Source organism: Rhizobium sp. P1_C7 (assembly GCF_056406295.1).
Map to the genome: position 1 here is coordinate 37,897 of NZ_JBFUAL010000006.1, position 17,989 is coordinate 55,885.

At 60.5% G+C, this 17,989-nt stretch carries 16 protein-coding genes and 1 pseudogene; 2 read left to right on the plus strand and 15 right to left on the minus strand.

Annotation, left to right across the window (positions count from 1 at the left end; translation table 11 throughout):
- Nucleotides 1-18 precede the first annotated feature (18 nt).
- A pseudogene (locus AC1D2R_RS10840) lies at nucleotides 19-183 on the minus strand (AAA family ATPase); the annotation flags it as partial.
- Nucleotides 184-204: 21 nt separating this feature from the next.
- Nucleotides 205-1,152 (minus strand): GNAT family N-acetyltransferase, encoded by a 948-nt coding sequence (locus AC1D2R_RS10845; protein ID WP_477967293.1) that lies wholly within the window; start codon nucleotides 1,150-1,152, stop codon nucleotides 205-207.
- A gap of 142 nt (nucleotides 1,153-1,294) precedes the next feature.
- On the opposite strand from AC1D2R_RS10845, the gene AC1D2R_RS10850 reads away from it, so the two are divergent.
- Nucleotides 1,295-2,230 (plus strand): tyrosine recombinase XerC, encoded by a 936-nt coding sequence (locus tag AC1D2R_RS10850; RefSeq protein WP_477967572.1) that lies wholly within the window; start codon nucleotides 1,295-1,297, stop codon nucleotides 2,228-2,230.
- Nucleotides 2,231-2,315: 85 nt separating this feature from the next.
- Entirely contained in the window at nucleotides 2,316-3,392 is a 1,077-nt protein-coding gene (locus AC1D2R_RS10855) for a TraB/GumN family protein (protein ID WP_477967294.1), read from the plus strand.
- 114 nt (nucleotides 3,393-3,506) lie between these two features.
- Here AC1D2R_RS10855 and lpdA read toward each other — a convergent pair whose 3' ends face one another.
- From lpdA to AC1D2R_RS10920, 13 genes are all read right to left on the minus strand, one after another.
- Nucleotides 3,507-4,913, minus strand: a complete 1,407-nt coding sequence (gene lpdA / locus AC1D2R_RS10860; RefSeq protein ID WP_477967295.1) for a dihydrolipoyl dehydrogenase — start codon at nucleotides 4,911-4,913, stop codon at nucleotides 3,507-3,509.
- Between the two features lie 26 nt (nucleotides 4,914-4,939).
- Nucleotides 4,940-5,578, minus strand: coding sequence for a LysE family translocator (locus AC1D2R_RS10865; protein ID WP_477967296.1), 639 nt, complete (start codon nucleotides 5,576-5,578; stop codon nucleotides 4,940-4,942).
- Nucleotides 5,579-5,597: 19 nt separating this feature from the next.
- Nucleotides 5,598-6,350, minus strand: a complete 753-nt coding sequence (locus tag AC1D2R_RS10870; RefSeq protein ID WP_477967297.1) for an SDR family oxidoreductase — start codon at nucleotides 6,348-6,350, stop codon at nucleotides 5,598-5,600.
- Nucleotides 6,347-6,853: a hypothetical protein gene (locus AC1D2R_RS10875; protein ID WP_477967298.1), complete on the minus strand. Its 507-nt coding sequence runs from the start codon at nucleotides 6,851-6,853 to the stop codon at nucleotides 6,347-6,349. The genes AC1D2R_RS10870 and AC1D2R_RS10875 overlap by 4 nt, the downstream gene beginning before the upstream one ends.
- Before the next feature lie 7 nt (nucleotides 6,854-6,860).
- Entirely contained in the window at nucleotides 6,861-7,250 is a 390-nt protein-coding gene (locus AC1D2R_RS10880; RefSeq protein ID WP_477967299.1) for an MAPEG family protein, read from the minus strand.
- Between the two features lie 53 nt (nucleotides 7,251-7,303).
- Nucleotides 7,304-8,557 carry a 2-oxoglutarate dehydrogenase complex dihydrolipoyllysine-residue succinyltransferase gene (odhB, locus tag AC1D2R_RS10885; RefSeq protein ID WP_477967300.1) on the minus strand — a complete coding sequence of 418 codons (1,254 nt, stop codon included), beginning with the start codon at nucleotides 8,555-8,557 and terminating at the stop codon, nucleotides 7,304-7,306.
- 255 nt (nucleotides 8,558-8,812) lie between these two features.
- Nucleotides 8,813-11,797, minus strand: coding sequence for a 2-oxoglutarate dehydrogenase E1 component (locus AC1D2R_RS10890; RefSeq protein WP_477967301.1), 2,985 nt, complete (start codon nucleotides 11,795-11,797; stop codon nucleotides 8,813-8,815).
- Nucleotides 11,798-11,963: 166 nt separating this feature from the next.
- Entirely contained in the window at nucleotides 11,964-12,866 is a 903-nt protein-coding gene (sucD, locus tag AC1D2R_RS10895; protein WP_477967302.1) for a succinate--CoA ligase subunit alpha, read from the minus strand.
- 5 nt (nucleotides 12,867-12,871) lie between these two features.
- Nucleotides 12,872-14,068 carry an ADP-forming succinate--CoA ligase subunit beta gene (gene sucC / locus AC1D2R_RS10900; protein WP_477967303.1) on the minus strand — a complete coding sequence of 399 codons (1,197 nt, stop codon included), beginning with the start codon at nucleotides 14,066-14,068 and terminating at the stop codon, nucleotides 12,872-12,874.
- Nucleotides 14,069-14,108: 40 nt separating this feature from the next.
- Complete coding sequence (gene mdh, locus AC1D2R_RS10905) at nucleotides 14,109-15,071, minus strand: malate dehydrogenase (protein WP_477967304.1); 963 nt, start codon at nucleotides 15,069-15,071, stop codon at nucleotides 14,109-14,111.
- Between the two features lie 178 nt (nucleotides 15,072-15,249).
- Nucleotides 15,250-16,413 (minus strand): cell division protein ZapE, encoded by a 1,164-nt coding sequence (gene zapE, locus AC1D2R_RS10910; protein ID WP_477967305.1) that lies wholly within the window; start codon nucleotides 16,411-16,413, stop codon nucleotides 15,250-15,252.
- Nucleotides 16,414-16,461: 48 nt separating this feature from the next.
- Nucleotides 16,462-16,974 carry a protease inhibitor Inh/omp19 family protein gene (locus AC1D2R_RS10915; RefSeq protein WP_477967306.1) on the minus strand — a complete coding sequence of 171 codons (513 nt, stop codon included), beginning with the start codon at nucleotides 16,972-16,974 and terminating at the stop codon, nucleotides 16,462-16,464.
- A 223-nt stretch (nucleotides 16,975-17,197) separates the two neighbouring features.
- Entirely contained in the window at nucleotides 17,198-17,977 is a 780-nt protein-coding gene (locus tag AC1D2R_RS10920) for a succinate dehydrogenase iron-sulfur subunit (RefSeq protein ID WP_057470454.1), read from the minus strand.
- Nucleotides 17,978-17,989: the final 12 nt, after the last annotated feature.

Below are 17,989 nucleotides of genomic sequence, written 5' to 3' on the forward strand. Positions count from 1 at the left end.
ACCGCACCCAATTGAAACCCGCGACAAACTGCCTTTCATGACAGCCAGCACCAACCGAAGGGATCGATATAGATTGGACTTTCCGACTCCGCTTTCGCCGGGAAGAAAAGTGGTATCCGACAAATCCATGCGGATCGATCGGAGCGACCGGTTATTCTGGGCAAATATCGAGCGATGCAGCATGCCTCGCTTTACCCTATCCTTTCAACGAAATGAATGGGTTCCGGCTGCGTCGTTCTCAACCGGCTGCACCACCGGCTGGAATCGCGCATCGGCATCCGCGTCGAGATTGTGTACGGTATGCCTCTCCAGCGCCTTGGTAACGTCGTTTATGTCGCCATCCAGATGCTCTACGGGGATCAGGTCGCCGATCACGAAATCGAAGCGATCCCCGCGCTTGTTCAAAAGCTCGTGGAACACAGTCATGTCCCGCAGCTCCGTCGACCACTTCGCAAACCAGTAGAAGAGGCCGGAATTGCGTGCAGCGACATGAACCGGCAGGATCGGCAGATTGTACTTGCGAGCCAGCCCGACGGTAGACGTTTTCCAGGGGCGCTCGTTCAGCTGGCCGTTTGCCCAGTAAGCGATACGGCCGGAAGGGAAAAGTATCATCGCCTTCCCTTCCCCGGCGGCATGGTTGGTAAGCAGCAGCGTCTCGCGCGTTTTGAGCTTGCTCTTGTACTCCTCACGCCATTCGACAGGGATGATCACCTCGGCAAAACGCGGATTGACCCGGACGGCATCCCGGTTGGCAAAGAGCATCATATCCGGCCGCCGGCTCTTCAGAAGGTCGAACACCGCGACGCCGTCGGCAATCCCGGTCGGATGATTGCTCACCAGAAGAAAACCGCCTGCTGCCGGTATGCGTTCGCCGTGGCTGACATTGATCTCGAGTTTCAGAAGGTCGCTCATATACTCGAAGCACTGGAAGCCCGACATGTTGGCGACATCGTTGGCGAACTTTATCGCCCTGTTGTAGCGCAGCAGAGTGTAGAGAAATGGCCGCATCACGGGCCACAGCGGGTTGCGCACGATCCTCGGGCCGCGTTCGGTGATGAGCGTATCGACGATATGTCCGGGCTTACCTTGCGAGACCAGTGCGAGCGCTTCCGCGAATTGCCCTAAAGCCGTCATGGGTTGGCGTTGTGCCATGCAAGATCCTGCGTCGTTGGATGGTAAGGAGTTTCAATTATTATAGTGGAAGCATGACAGGCACTTGGCCGGCATTAGCAATTCCATAACTATCCCTGCTCCAGAGTTGGCAGCCGGAATGGCAAATTCAAGGGCCGCAGATGTGAACGAACTCCTCATTATCGCCGACCCGCGGCTGATGGCCGAACGCGCAGCCTGGCTGCAGAACCTTGCCAGCCAGAGACGCCTTTCCGGGCACACGCTCACCGCCTACGAACGCGATACGCGACAATTTCTGACCTTCCTGACAGGGCATCTCGCCGGTCCAACGACCCTGAAGGATATCCAGGCGCTGCGCCCGGTCGACTTCCGCGCCTTTCTGGCCGCCCGCCGCAAGGAAGGTTCCGGTGCGCGATCGCTCGGCCGCAACCTCGCCGGATTGCGCTCACTCCTGCGTTACCTCGAAAAGAAGGGCCTTGTGAACGCTGCTGGCGCCGGCGCCGTCCGCTCGCCCAAGCAGCCAAAGTCGCTGCCGAAGCCACTCTCCGACAAGCAGGCTATGACAGTCGTCAGCGACGAAGCGCAGCTACACGAGGAGCCTTGGATCGCCGCACGCGACGCGGCGGTCATGATCCTGCTTTATGGCTGTGGCCTGCGCATATCGGAAGCCCTCGACCTGACGCCCGGCGACCTGCATGCCGGCGCAACGACGCTACGCATCACCGGCAAGGGCAACAAGACCCGGCTGTTGCCCCTGCTCTCGGTCGTCTTCGACGCCGTGAAGAAGTACCGTACACTCTGCCCCTATCACCTCGAAGCCACCCAGCCGCTCTTCCGGGGCGCCCGTGGCGGCAAGCTGCAGGCGGCGATCATCCAGCGCACCATGCAGAAGATGCGCAGCGCCTTCGGCCTCCCGGAAACGGCGACACCGCACGCGCTGCGGCATTCCTTCGCAACCCATCTGCTGGCTGGCGGAGGCGATCTCCGGACGATCCAGGAATTGCTCGGCCATGCCAGCCTGTCGACGACACAGGTCTATACAGGTGTGGATTCCGCGCGGCTGCTTGAAGTTTACGACCGTGCCCATCCCAGGGCGTAATCTTTTGTTAACGTCTTCTCTTAAAGGAATATGCGCACGCAAGGCGTAGAGCTTGAGCCCTATTTATCGTGACCGGAACACCATCATGACGATCTCCATCGGCCACCGCAGGCTGCACATCGCATTTCCGGGCAATGTCTTGCTCTGGCTGATTGCCGCCTTCCATATGCTGCTCGCCGCGACCCTGCTGGTCGTGCTGCTTACCGTCTCGCCGGCAGCGGCCGACGACAGCAGCTGCACCGGCCGCAATGTGATGACTGACCTGGAGCAGAATGACCCGGCACGCTATGCGCAAGCGGTCAAGGAAGCGGATGCGGTGCCGAACGGCAAGGGCATTTTCTGGAAGATCGAAAAGTCAGGCGTGAAACCATCCTGGTTGCTCGGCAGCATGCATGTCACCGACCCTCGCGTGCTGACGCTCCCGCCGCGCACGCAAGCGGCGCACGATGCCGCCGACACCATCGTCATCGAATCCGACGAGATCCTCGACGAAAAGAAGGCATCCGCAGCGCTTCTGATGCGGCCGGAGCTGACGATGTTCACCGATGGAACCACCATCGAAAAGCTTCTCTCGCACGACGACTACGTGCGCTTGGGGGAAGGCTTGAAGCAGCGCGGTATCCCCCTTGCCGCCGTCTCGCGCATGCGGCCATGGATGATTTCGAGCGTGGTTGCCCTGCCCGGCTGCGAAATGGCCCGCAAGGCCAAGGGCGTCCAGTTTCTCGACCAGAAGATCGCCACCGACGCGATTGCATCGGGCAAGCAGGTGAAGGGCCTCGAGACGCTCTCCGAGCAGTTGCAGGCGATGGCCGAACTGCCGACCGAGTTCCATCTGAAATCGCTGATCGAAACGCTGGCGCTGGGATCGAAGATGAACGACGTCGTGGAAACGATGACCGATCTCTATCTCTCCGGCGACATCGGCATGACGATTCCAATGCTGAAGACCGTTTCCACCGACGGAAAGGACGAGGATAGCGACTACGCCGCCTTCGAGCAGCGCATTATTCTAGACCGAAACAAGGTCATGGCGGATCGCGCTGCACCGATCCTCGCCAGCGGCAATGTCTTCATGGCGGTGGGTGCCCTGCACCTTCCAGGCGAGGGCGGCGTCATTGAACTGCTGCGCAAGCAGGGCTTCACGGTGACGGCGGTGAACTGACGCCATCAAGGCGGGAGTCTCTCCCCCTCGAGGCGAAAAGGAAATTCCTCCCTCCGAACAAGAAAGACCGCGCTCCTGTCGAATCGCGGCCTTGGCTGGTTGTCGTTGGGTCGTTTACATGTGGATCGGCTTGAAGAAAGCAGCGAGCGCCGCTTCCTTGACCGCTTCGGACATGGTCGGGTGCGCATGGCAGGTACGGCCGAGGTCTTCCGCAGAGCCGCCGAATTCCATCAGCACGGCGATCTCGTGGATCATCTCGCCGGCGCCGGAGCCGACAATGTGGCCACCAAGGACCCGGTCGGTCGTCTTGTCGGACAGGATCTTCACGAAACCGTCGGTAGCCAGCATCGCCCGCGCACGACCGTTTGCGGTAAACGGGAACTTACCGACCTTGTAGGCGAGGCCTGCGGCCTTCAGCTCTTCCTCGGTCTTGCCGACGGAGGCGACTTCCGGCTGCGTGTACACGACGCTCGGAATGACGTCATAGTTCACGTGGCCGGCCTGGCCGGCGAGGATTTCGGCGAGTGCCACACCTTCGTCTTCGGCCTTGTGCGCCAGCATCGGACCCTTTACCACATCGCCGATCGCAAAGATGCCGGCAACATTGGTCTTGAAGTGACCGTCGATCTCGACCCGGCCGCGATTGTCCAACTTGACGCCAACATCTTCAAGGCCCAGGCCTGCCGTGTAGGGCTTGCGACCGGTTGCGATAAGCACAACGTTGGCTTCAAGGGTGACCTTGTCGCCGCCCTTGACCGGCTCGAACGTCACCTTGGCGCCCTTGCCGCCCTTTTCGACGCCCACGACCTTGGCGCCGAGATTGAAGTCGATGCCCTGCTTGGCGAGCATCCGCTGGAACTGCTTGGCAACGTCGCCATCCATGCCGCCGAGGATCGTGTCGAGGTACTCGACGACGGTGACCTTGGCGCCAAGGCGCGACCAGACCGAACCGAGCTCAAGTCCGATGACGCCACCGCCGACGACAATCATCGTTTCGGGAACCTTCTCCAGCGCGATACCGCCGGTGGACGAGATGATGACCTTCTCATCGATATCGACCTGGACGCCCGGAATACCGGCGACGTCCGAACCCGTGGCGAGGACGATGTTCTTGCCCTCGATTTCCTGCACGTTGCCGTCGTCGCCGGTCACGGCAACCTTGCCCGCCGAAACGATCCGGCCGGTTCCCTGGAAGCTGTCGATCTTGTTCTTCTTGAAAAGGAAGGCAACGCCGTCGACGTTGGACTTCACGGTCGCATCCTTGTGCGCCAGCATCTTTTCAAGGCTCAACTTGGGCGCTGCGACCTCGATGCCGAGCGCATCCATGCCGTGACCCGCCTGATGGAACATTTCGGAAGCATGCAGCAGCGCCTTGGACGGAATGCAACCGACATTGAGGCAGGTGCCGCCGAAGGTCGCACGCTTTTCGACGACGGCGACCTTGAGGCCCAGCTGGGCTGCCTTGATGGCTGCAACATAGCCGCCTGGGCCCGTTCCGATAACGATCACATCGTAGGACATGGATTCTTTTCCTTTTCGTATTTTGCTTAGTCAGCCGTGCGGGCGAGCGCGAGGCGGAAACCGAAACCGACCAACGCGGCACCGGTAATGCGGTTGAACCATTTGCCGCTGGCGATGAAGCGGTCGCGAATGGGCTTGACGGTGAAGAAAACGGAGACGCCGGCAAACCAGGCGACAAGCGCCGTTGCCATGCCGATGCCATAGCTGAACTGGACGAGCGTCGGGGTATCGTGGTGGACGAGCGTCGAAAACAGCGACAGGAAGAACAGTACCGGCTTCGGGTTCAGCGCGTTGGTGATGAAGCCCATCCCCAGGCACTTGATCGCCGAAAGCGGTTTGCGATCGTCTTCCGTGACTTCGATCTCCTGGACGTTGAAGCCCGGATCCCGGAACGACTTGATGCCGAGATAGACAAGGTAGGCGACACCGGCCCACTTGATCATCGCAAACAGCATCAGCGACTGCGACACGATCAGGCCGAGGCCGAGGATCGTATAGCTGATGTGAAAGAGCAGAGAGAAGCCCATGCCGAGGCCGGTCATCATGGCCGCGCGGCGACCATGCACGATGCTCTGGCGCAGGATGACGGCAAAGTCGGCGCCCGGCACAACGATGAAGATCGAGAAGACGGCCATCAGGCCGAGAAATTCGAGAACGTACTGCATGTTCACACCGCCCTTGGGGTCACCGACCGCCGCTAACATTGAGAATCGCGCCCGTTATATAGGAAGCGGACGGCGAAAGAAGATAGAGCACCGCGTCGGCGATCTCCTCAGCCGTTCCTGCGCGCTGCATCGGAATGCTCGACGCCATGTCGCGGGCTCGATCCGGCAGACCGCCGGAAGCATGGATCTCGGTGTCGATGACACCCGGCCGCACCGCGTTCACCCGCACCCCTTCGGTCGCGGTCTCGCGTGCCAGCCCCACGGTAAATGTATCGATTGCAGCCTTCGAGGCAGCGTAGTCGACATATTGCGAAGGCGAACCGATGATCGCCGCCATCGACGAGATATTGACGATCGCACCGCCCCTGCCGCCATGCCGGTTCGACATGCGGCGTACCGCCTCGGCGGCACAGAGAATGGAGCCGGTGATATTGATGCGCATCATCCGTTCGATGCGCTCGACGGACATCTCGTCTACGCGTGCCGGAACATCGACGATGCCGGCATTGTTCGCGAGCCCGTCCAGCCGCCCGAACTGCCGATCGACCGCCGCAAATAGCTCAATGATATCTGCGGCGTTGCCGACGTCGCCCTGGATCGCAAATGCCTCGCCGCCGCTGGCTTCGATCTCAAAAACAACGGCATCGGCCGCTGCCTTGTTGACAGTATAGTTGACGGCAACACGCCAACCCTTGCGGGCGGCAAGCAGGCTGATGGCAGCACCGATGCCGCGGCTTCCGCCGGTCACGAGCAGGACGGGACCTTCGCTCATTTCGCGCACTCCTTGAAAGCAAATACGTCCCAGGGCGCAACGGTTGCCTTCCCGGCACCCCAGACGGCGGAAGCACGGATTGCCGGCCCGAGACCGGCCAGGACGACCTTGTCCGCTGCATCGGCCCCTTCCGGCTGCAGATTGTCGATGTCACCGTTGGCGTTTACCCCGTAAACCGTACCTTGCCATATGGTGCAGGCATTGAGATCCGCGGTCGTGGCATCGCCGGTGGGGCAATTGAACATGACGAGACCGTCGGCACGCACCGGATCATCGGAAGGCATGACGTATCCATCGAACACGAGGGCGGTCCTTAGCACGCTCAGCTTGAACTGATTGCTTGCCACCGCGGCGTCGGAATTGATCGGGGTGAAGCGAAGCTCGTAGGCGCCGTCGTGATCGGCATAGACGGCACTCGCTTGCTTGCAATCTGCAGCAAGGACGGGCTGGCAGGTAGCAGATACCAGAAATGCAGCGGCGATCACGGTTGAAAACCTGTCCATCATCCCCTCACCAAACAATACCTACGAAGATCAGGATCAGGCCGATCGCCGAGACCGTCCAGATCCACGACCGGTAGGGGCTGAGCCCCAGGAGATAAGCGGGCAGATAGGCAGCTCGCGCCCAGACCCACATGCTTGCGCCCCAGTGCGTGAAGCTGTCGGACCGGCCGGCGGCGATCGTCACCACGCTCAGAGCGATGAAAATCGGGTAGGTTTCCTGAAAATTCCTGAGTGCCCGCGCTGCGCGCCCTGTGAGGAGGTTCGGCTCGGGCTCATGGTCCCGGGTCCCGCTCGCATCCCTAACGCCCGCCTGCAGACGGTAAGCTGCCGCCTGTGCCGTCAGATAGGCAAAAGCGAGCACCGCACTCCAGAGCAGATAGGTAAGTTCCAGCGACATAGGGCGTTCCGAGGCCGAGGCGAAAAGGGCCGCTCACGCGGCCCTGTTGTTCCTTAAAGATCGAGAACCAGGCGTTCCGGATCTTCCAGGCTTTCCTTGACGCGCACGAGGAAGGTCACCGCTTCCTTGCCGTCAACGATACGGTGGTCGTAGGAGAGCGCCAGGTACATCATCGGACGGATGACGATCTGACCGCCGACGACGACCGGGCGTTCCTGGATCTTGTGCATGCCAAGAATACCCGACTGTGGGGCGTTGAGGATCGGCGAGGACATCAGCGAACCGTAGACGCCGCCATTGGTGATCGTGAAGGTGCCGCCCTGCATGTCGGCCATGGAAAGCGTGCCGTCGCGAGCAGCCTTGGCGAGGCGACCGAGGTCCTTCTCGATCTCGGCGATAGACATCTGGTCGGCGTCACGAATGATCGGAACGACGAGACCCTTGTCAGTGCCGACGGCCATGCCGACGTGGCAATAGTTCTTGTAGATGATGTCGGTGCCGTCGATCTCGGCGTTGACAGCCGGCAGTTCTTTCAGGGCGTGGGTGACAGCCTTGGTGAAGAAGCCCATGAAGCCGAGCTTCACCCCATGCTTCTTTTCGAAGACGTCCTTGTACCTGGCGCGCAAGTCCATAACAGCCTTCATATCCACCTCGTTATAGGTGGTGAGCATCGCAGCCGTATTCTGCGCATCCTTGAGGCGCTTGGCGATCGTCTGGCGCAGGCGCGTCATCTTCACGCGCTCTTCGCGGCCTGCATCCTCGACGGTCGACGGACCGCGCGGTGCCGCGGGCGTAGGTGCGGCAGCCGGAGCCGAGAGACCCTTGGCAACCGCGGCAATGACATCGCCCTTAAGGACCTGGCCGCGCTTGCCGCTACCGTCGACCTGATCGGCCGAGATGCTGTTTTCAGCCAGCATCTTCGAAGCAGCCGGCGCCGGCGGCATGGACGAGACCGATGCGGAGGAAGCCGAAGCGGAGGCTGCAGCAGCGACCGGTGCCAGAGCGGCGGCAGCCGGCTCGGCGGCCTTGACGGGGGCGGCAGGCGGAGCAGCCGCAGCGGCGCCGGCACCACCGGCCGAGATCTGGCCGAGCAGCGCGTCGAGACCGACTGTCTCGCCTGCCTGCGCCACGATTTCCGAAAGAACGCCGGAAGCCGGTGCTGGAACTTCGATGGTCACCTTGTCGGTTTCAAGCTCGACGAGTGGTTCGTCGGCCTTGATGACATCGCCGACCTTCTTGAACCAGGTGCCGACGGTTGCCTCGCTGACGGATTCACCGAGAGTTGGAACGCGGATTTCTGTGGCCATTGTTCAAATCCTGATTTGCTTGTGTTCGTTTTATTCGTTTCCGGCGACGGACGGCCGGAGAATGATCGAGGGCATCGGCAAAATATCGAAACGGTAACCGAGGCCGGAGCGGATCAGCCACGGCGAGCTGTGCCGCCTGGTGGTCCGCTACCGAAACGACCGCCGAACATGTCATCGCGGCCATTTCCTCCCCGGCCACGTCATGCGGAAAGCGGCGGCATATGTCCCTTAAAGACATGTGCCGCCGCCAATTCCTCAGCCGCCCAGCGCATCCTCGAGGAATGCGGCGAGCTGCGCCAGATGCTTGGACATCAGCCCCGTTGCCGGCGATGCGGCAGCTGGACGCCCTGTGTAGCGGACGCGCTGGTATTTCGCATCGATATGGGCGAGCACCCATTCCAGATACGGGTCGATGAACGACCACGCGCCCATGTTCTTCGGCTCTTCCTGGCACCAGACCATTTCCGCGTTGCGGAAGCGGGAGAGTTCGTTGATGAGCGCCTTGGCCGGGAACGGGTAGAGCTGTTCGACGCGCAGTAGGTAGACGTCGTCGACGCCGCGCTTTTCGCGCTCTTCCAGAAGGTCGAAGTAGACCTTGCCCGAGCACATGACAACGCGGCGGATCTTGTTGTCCTTCTGCAGCTTGATCGGACCATCCTTGATGACCTCCGCATCGTCCCAAAGGAGACGGTGGAAGGAGGATTCGCCCGCCATCTCGGCCAGACCGGATACCGCGCGCTTGTGGCGCAGCAGCGATTTCGGCGTCATGAGGACCAGCGGCTTACGGAAATCGCGCTTCAGCTGACGCCGCAGGATGTGAAAGTAGTTCGCCGGCGTCGAGACGTTGGCAACCTGCATGTTGTCTTCCGCGCAAAGCTGCAGAAAGCGTTCCAGGCGAGCCGATGAGTGTTCCGGGCCCTGGCCTTCGTAGCCGTGCGGCAGCAGGCAGACGAGACCCGACATGCGCAGCCACTTGCGTTCGCCCGAGGAGATGAACTGGTCGAAGACGACCTGCGCACCGTTGGCGAAGTCGCCGAACTGGGCTTCCCATAGGGTCAGGGCGTTCGGGCGGGCCAGGGAGTAGCCGTACTCGAAGCCGAGAACCGCTTCTTCCGAGAGCATCGAGTTGATGACTTCGTAGCGCGCCTGGGTCGGCGACAGGTTTGCAAGCGGTATGTAGCGCTCTTCGGTTTCCTGATCGTAGAGAACCGAGTGGCGCTGCGAGAACGTCCCGCGTTCGCAATCCTGGCCGGAGAGGCGGATCTTGTGGCCTTCGACACAGAGCGCGCCGAATGCGAGCGCCTCTGCCGTTGCCCAGTCGATGCCTTCGCCGGTGGCGATCATGTTGGCACGGTTTTCCATGAAGCGCTGAATGGTACGGTGCGCATGGAAGCCTTCCGGAATTTCCGAAAGCTTGCGGCCGATTTCCTTCAGCTGCTTCATCGGCACCGCCGTCTTGCCGCGGCGCTGCTCGTCGGCGTTGTCAGCCGTGCGCAGGCCCGACCACTCGCCGTCCAGCCAGTCTGCCTTGTTCGGCTTGTACGACTGGCCTGCCTCGAACTCCTGCTCGAGACGGGCGCGCCAGTCGGCCTTCATCTTCTCGACTTCGCCGTCGGTCAGCAGCCCTTCGGCAACGAGACGGTCTGCATAAAGCTGCAGCACAGTCTTGTGGCCGCGAATGACCTTGTACATCTTCGGCTGCGTGAAGGACGGTTCGTCGCCTTCGTTGTGGCCGTAGCGACGGTAGCAGAACATGTCGAGGACCACAGGCTTGTGGAACTTCATGCGGAATTCCATGGCGATCTTGGCGCCGTAAACGACCGCTTCCGGATCGTCGCCGTTCACATGCAGGATGGGCGCTTCGATCATCTTGGCGACGTCGGACGGATAGGGCGACGAACGCGAGAAGGCCGGATTGGTGGTGAAGCCGATCTGGTTGTTGATGATGACGTGCATCGTGCCGGCGACACGATGGCCGCGCAGACCGGAGAGGCCGAGGATTTCGGCAATCACACCCTGGCCGGCAAACGCTGCGTCGCCATGGATCAGAAGCGGTAGAACCTTGGAGCGTTCGCTGAGCGGAATGGTATCGCCATCCCAGACGGTGGCACCCATGTCCTGCTTGGCGCGCGCCTTGCCCATGACGACAGGGTCGACGATTTCGAGGTGCGACGGATTGGCCGTCAGCGAAACGTGGATCTTGTTGCCATCGAATTCGCGGTCGGAAGAGGCACCCAGATGGTACTTGACGTCGCCCGAACCTTCGACTTCGTCAGGTGCGTAGGAACCGCCCTTGAATTCATGGAAGATGGCGCGGTGCGGTTTGCCCATGACCTGGGAAAGCACGTTCAGGCGGCCGCGGTGGGCCATGCCGAACACGGCTTCCTTGAGGCCGAGATGACCGCCGCGCTTGAGGATCTGCTCCAGCGCCGGAATAAGCGATTCACCACCGTCGAGGCCGAAGCGCTTGGTGCCCTTGAACTTGACGTCGAGGAACTGCTCGTAGCCTTCGGCTTCGATGATCTTCGCCAGGATCGCCTTCTTGCCCTCGGGCGTAAATGCGACGCCCTTGTCGGGACCTTCGATGCGCTCCTGGATCCAGGCTTTTTCTTCCGGATTGGAGATGTGCATGAACTCGACGCCGAGCGTCGAGCAGTAGGTGCGTTCGAGGATCCCGATCATCTGCGGGATGGTCGCGTATTCGAGGCCAAGCACGTTGTCGATGAAGATCTTGCGGTCGTAGTCGGCGGCGGTGAAGCCATAGGCTTCCGGCGACAATTCCTTGTAGTCGTCCACAGGTGCGGCAATGCCGAGCGGGTCGAGCTTGGCGTGCAGGTGGCCGCGCATGCGATAGGCGCGAATCATCATGATGGCCCGGACCGAGTCGCGCGTCGCCTGAAGAACGTCGGCGCCGTCGGCAGGCTTGCCAGCTGCTTCGGCCTTTGCCTTGACCTTTGTTTCGATGACTTTCTCGATCACGCCCCAGTCGCCGTCGAGCGCGGAAACAAGATCGCCACTGGCTTGCAGAGGCCAGTTCTTCTTGCGCCAAGACGCGCCCTTGGCTGCCCGCTTCACGTCGTCCGGATTGTCTTCCAGCGCCTTAAAGAACGCCCGCCACTCCTCGTTGACCGACGCCGGATCGTCTTCGTAGCGCGCGTAGAGCTGCTCGATATATGCAGCGTTGGCGCCATCCAGAAACGAGGTGATCTGAAACTGCTCGTTGGCTTCTTGCCGTGCCATGGTTACATGCGGACGCTACCGCCCGCCTCCTGACTCTTGTGATTTTGCCGATTCATCGATCGGCGGCCGCATCTGTCTTCAGCCGCCTGTCCGCGGCTCATTCCGTGTTTTGGTCGAAACCGGGCAGCAAGGCCAAAGCGCTTCCTGCCCGGGCATATAGATTGGCTTAGCCCTTCAGGACTTCAACCAGCGTCTTGCCGAGGCGGGCCGGAGACGGCGACACGCGAATGCCTGCCGATTCCATTGCCGCGATCTTGTCTTCCGCGCCACCCTTGCCGCCCGAGATGACTGCGCCGGCATGGCCCATCGTGCGGCCTTCCGGGGCGGTACGGCCGGCGATGAAGCCGACCATCGGCTTCTTGCGGCCCTTCTTGGCTTCGTCCTTAAGGAACTGAGCCGCATCTTCTTCAGCCGAACCACCTATTTCGCCGATCATGATGATCGACTTGGTGTCGTCGTCAGCCAGGAACATTTCCAGGATGTCGATGAATTCGGTGCCCTTGACCGGGTCGCCGCCGATGCCGACAGCCGACGTCTGACCGAGGCCTTCATTGGTGGTTTGGAACACGGCTTCATAGGTGAGCGTGCCCGAACGCGAGAGAACCCCGACGGAGCCCTTCTTGAAGATGGAACCCGGCATGATGCCGATCTTGCATTCGTCAGGCGTCATGACGCCAGGGCAGTTCGGGCCGATCAGGCGCGACTTGGACTTGTCGAGTTTGGCCTTGACCCTGATCATGTCTGCAACCGGGATGCCTTCCGTGATGCAGACGATCAGGGGGATTTCGGCATCGATGGCCTCGAGGATCGCTTCGGCAGCACCGGCCGGCGGAACGTAGATGACCGAAGCGTCAGCTCCAGTGACCTTCTTGCCTTCGGCAACCGAAGCGAAAATGGGCAGGCTTTCGCCTTTCGAACCGGTCCAGGTCTCGCCACCCTTCTTGGGATGGATGCCACCGACCATCTTGGTGCCGTGGTAAGCGAGCGCCTGTTCCGTGTGAAACGTGCCCGTCTTGCCGGTCAGACCCTGAACGAGGATCTTGGTGTTCTTGTTGATAAGGATCGACATAGGTCTCAGGCTCCCTTTACGGCTGCGACGATCTTCTGCGCAGCGTCGTCCAGGTCGTCGGCCGAAATGACGTTGAGACCGGATTCATTGATGATCTTCTTGCCGAGCTCGACATTGGTGCCTTCGAGACGAACAACGAGCGGAACCTGGAGGCCAACTTCCTTGACGGCCGCGATCACGCCTTCGGCAATGACGTCGCACTTCATGATGCCGCCGAAGATGTTGACCAGAATGCCCTTCACGGCCGGATCGGCTGTGATGATCTTGAAGGCAGCCGTGACCTTTTCCTTCGAAGCGCCGCCGCCGACGTCGAGGAAGTTCGCGGGCTCGGCGCCGTAAAGCTTGATGATGTCCATCGTTGCCATGGCAAGGCCGGCACCATTGACCATGCAGCCGATGTTGCCGTCGAGGGCGACATAGGCCAGATCGTACTTCGACGCTTCGATTTCCTTCTCGTCTTCTTCAGACTTGTCGCGGAGCGCAACGACGTCTTCGTGACGGAACAGAGCGTTGCCGTCGAAGGACACCTTGGCGTCAAGAACGCGCACGCGGCCGTTCTTCATGACGATCAGCGGATTGATCTCGAGGAGGGCCATGTCCTTCTCGACAAAGGCCTTGTAGAGAATCGGGAAGAGCTTCTCGGCATCGGCCTTGGCTTCGCCATCCAGCTTCAGAGCCGAAGTCAGCGCAGCAAGGTTTGCAGCTGTGACGCCGGCTATCGGATCTATCGCGACATTGATGATCTTCTCAGGTGTGTCGTGAGCGACGGTTTCGATGTCCATGCCGCCTTCCGTGGAGACCACGAAGGAAACCTGCCCAACCGCACGGTCAACGAGCAACGAAAGATAGAGCTCGCGCTCGATGTCGGCGCCGTCTTCGATATAGAGACGGTTGACCTGCTTGCCGGCGTCACCGGTCTGCTTGGTCACCAGCGTGTTGCCGAGCATTTCCTTGGCGTGAACCTTGGCTTCCTCGATCGAGAAAGCCAGGCGAACGCCGCCCTTTGCGTCAGGGCCGAGTTCCTTGAACTTGCCCTTGCCGCGACCGCCTGCATGGATCTGGCTCTTCACGACGTAAAGCGGACCTGGGAGCGACTTGGCTGCAGCTTCGGCTTCGTCGGCGGAGAAGATCGCCACACCTTCTGCGACCGGCGCGCCATAGCCCTTCAGCAGAGCCTTGGCCTGATATTCATGGATATTCATGGGTCTATTCCTGTTTGGATTGCGTCAGCGCGCGGCCTGATTACTTCAGCGATGGCGCGATGTTGATGCAGGCTTCGCACAGGCCGGCGACAGCAGCGACAGATTTGTCGAAAGCTTCCTTCTCGGCCTTGTTGAGGTCGATCTCGATGATGCGCTCAACTCCGCCCGCACCGATGACGGTGGGAACGCCGACATACATGTCCTTGACGCCGTATTGACCGGTGAGCTGCGCTGCGCAAGGCAGAACGCGCTTCTTGTCCTTGAGGTACGATTCAGCCATCTCGATCGCAGACGCTGCAGGCGCGTAGTAGGCCGAGCCGGTCTTCAGCAGGCCGACGATCTCTGCGCCTCCGTCGCGGGTGCGCTGGATGATCTCTTCAAGGCGCTCCTTGGTGACCCAGCCCATGGTGACGAGGTCGGTCAGCGGAATGCCACCAACGGTCGAGTACCGAGCGAGCGGAACCATCGTGTCGCCATGGCCGCCGAGAACGAACGCGGTGACGTCTTGAACGGAAACGTTGAATTCCTTGGAGAGGAACAGGCGGAAGCGCGACGAGTCCAGAACGCCGGCCATGCCGACGACCTTGTTGGCCGGAAGACCGGAGAACTTCTGCAGCGCCCAGACCATCGCATCGAGCGGGTTGGTGATGCAGATGACAAAGGCATTAGGGGCATACTTCTTGATGCCGGCGCCAACCTGTTCCATGACCTTGAGGTTGATGCCGAGAAGGTCGTCGCGGCTCATGCCCGGCTTGCGGGCGACGCCGGCGGTGACGATGCAGACGTCGGCACCTTCGATCGCGGAATACTCGCTGGCGCCCGAGAGATTCACGTCGAACCCTTCGACCGGCGAGGACTGCGCGATGTCGAGGCCCTTACCCTGGGGAATACCATCGGCGATATCGAAGAGAACGATGTCACCCAGTTCCTTCAGGCCGGCGAGGTGTGCCAGCGTGCCACCAATCATGCCAGAACCAATGAGTGCGATCTTGTTACGCGCCATTTCGCTGTTTCCTTTGCGATCAAAATTCGTCAGGCGACGCGCGGAGGGGCATCGCCCAATTCCGCAATCGCATAGACCCAAAGCATAAAAATGGCAACCGATTATTTCTCGGCGAGCAATTTCAATCGTTTAGATGATAAAATTCTTACGTAAACGTAATATTTTTATGACGAGCTCGTTACTCTGCAGCCCGCTTATCGTGGTGCAGCGCCAGGTATTCCGCACTCCTCATTTCGAACAGCCGCGACACGGTCCGATCGAATTCGAACCCTTCGGTACCACGCGCTTGTGTCAACAAGTTCTCCGGCATGGCCGCCGCCGACACATAAAGTCGCACCGCCTGATCGTAGAGAGTATCGACAAGAATGATGAACCGCTTGGTCTGATTCCGCTTCTCCGGCCCCAGCAGAGGCACGTGATCGAGGAAGATTGCATCGAAACGCTCGCAGATCGCAAGAAAGTCCGCAGCCCCGAGCGGATTGTCGCAGAGGTCCGCGAAGGAAAAGCGCGCGATTCGGTCGGCGGCGAGCGGGACATGGATCGAACGCCCCTTCATTGGGATCTCTATCGGATGCGGCTTGCGCCCGTGCAGCGCCTGCATCCACGAAGCATCCATTGCCATGTCGGCATGGTCATTGATGGGCGCCAGATAGACCGGCTGGCTATCCAGCTTCTCCATCCGGTAGTCCGTGGGCGAATCCAGGGTAACCACATCGACAGTTTGGTGCAACATGTCGACGAAGGGCAGGAAGAGGCTGCGGTTGAGCCCATCGCTGTAGAGGTTGTCGGGCTCGACGTTGGACGTAGCGATCAGAATGCAGCCGCGCCGGAAAAGATCTGAAAAGAGCCGCGACAGGATCATCGCATCGGCGATATCGGTCACCGTGAATTCATCGAAGCAAAGGAGCTCGGCTTCGTCATAGAGCGCCGCGGCGACGACGGGGATCGGGTCGGCCTGCTTCGTCTCGCCCTGTTTCAGTTTCAGGCGGTGGGCTGCGATACGATTATGCACATCGGCCATGAACTCGTGAAAATGTGCGCGCCGCTTCTTGGAGCAGGGCGCCATCGCGAAAAACATGTCCATCAGCATGGTCTTGCCGCGGCCGACGCTGCCGTGGATGTAGAGGCCTTTGATCTTCTCCGAGGGCTTCTTCTTTGCGGCGAACAGCCAGCCGAGCGCGCTCGCCTTGGCCGCGGGCCGCTTCCGCTTCAACTCGGAAAGCACTCGGTCCAGACACTTCGCCACATGCATCTGGGCTGAATCGATCTGAAGCGCACCCGAAGCCGTCAGCGACTTCAATTGTTCGCTGACGCTCAAGCTGTAGTCTGGCATCGGTTGCATGAAAGACGTCCGCCTATGCAGGATCGGCGGTCGAGCCCGCCGTATCGCTTATCGGCTGAGAGTGATCGGCTGCCCTGTGTTCGTCTGACCGCTGAACGCTTTGTCGGCGGTCTTGTAGACGCTGCCGATCTGGTTGCCGCTGCGGTCTTTCAGAAGTACCTGCTTGCCTGAGACTTCCCAGGAGCCCATCGCCGTCAGCTCGCCGACACAGCCGCGTGTACCGCCGCGCGATCCGCTGCCGAGGTTGGTCAGGGTCAGGAACATGTCGCACGAACCGTTGACACGCCAGCTACCGACCATCGATTCCTTGGTGACGTCCATGGAGTTCGAAGCCATTGCGCCCGGTTGACCACCAGCCACCGGCGCAGTCGTCGTTGGAGCGGCAGGGAACTGCGAGGAGCCGGACGGCGGCGGAAGCTGGCCACCCTGAACAGACGGAACCGGCTGAGCCGTCAACGGCGCCGGAGCAGCACTGTAACTGGCATCATTATACGCGGTGCGCTGGCAGCCAGCTAACGACAGAATGACTACGAGACCTGTCGCCATATGTCTGAACTGCATCATGATACTCCTGATCTTTCCAGTATTGCCCTGAAGTTGCCGTGCCATCACGGCGGAATTATCTTGAAAGGCTGTATTGAATCAAGCCGGAACAAGGAGAATTTGTGTCATCCTGGAAGCAAGTCGGCAACCCCGGAGCGAATTTGGTGCAATTCGGCACAAATCAAGGGTTCGTGATGGAATAAAGGAAAGGGCCGCAAACCCGGCCCCCCGTTTCGATCCGTCAAACTCGACGCTCGACCATCATTTTCTTGATCTCGGCGATTGCCTTTGCCGGGTTCAGGCCCTTAGGGCAGGTCTGCGCACAGTTCATGATCGTGTGGCAGCGATAAAGCCGGAACGGATCCTCGAGGTTGTCGAGGCGTTCGCCGGTTGCTTCATCTCTGGAATCGATCAGCCAGCGATAAGCCTGCAGCAGAACGGCCGGGCCGAGATAGCGGTCGCCGTTCCACCAGTAGCTCGGACAGGACGTCGAGCAGCAGGCGCAGAGGATGCACTCATAGAGACCGTCCAGCTTCTGACGATCCTCGTGGCTCTGCTTCCATTCCTTGGCCGGCGCCGGCGACACCGTCTTAAGCCAGGGCTCGATCGAGCGGTGCTGGGCATAGAAGTTCGTCAGGTCGGGAACCAGATCCTTGACGACTGGCAGATGCGGCAGGGGATAGATCTTCACCGTGCCCTTGATGTCGTCGAGACCCTTTGTGCAGGCGAGCGTGTTCGTGCCGTCGATGTTCATCGCGCACGAGCCGCAGATGCCCTCGCGACAGGAACGGCGCAGCGTCAGCGTCGGGTCGATGTTGTTCTTGATGTAGAGCAGGCCGTCGAGCACCATTGGACCGCAACTGTCGACATCGATGTAGAACGTGTCGATCGACGGGTTCTGGCCATCGTCCGGGCTCCAGCGGTAAACGCGGAATTCGCGGGTGTTCGTCGCACCCGCCGGCTTCGGCCAGACCTTGCCTTCGCGCATCTGAGAGTTTTTGGGAAGAGCGAGTTCAACCATGTCCAGTTCCTC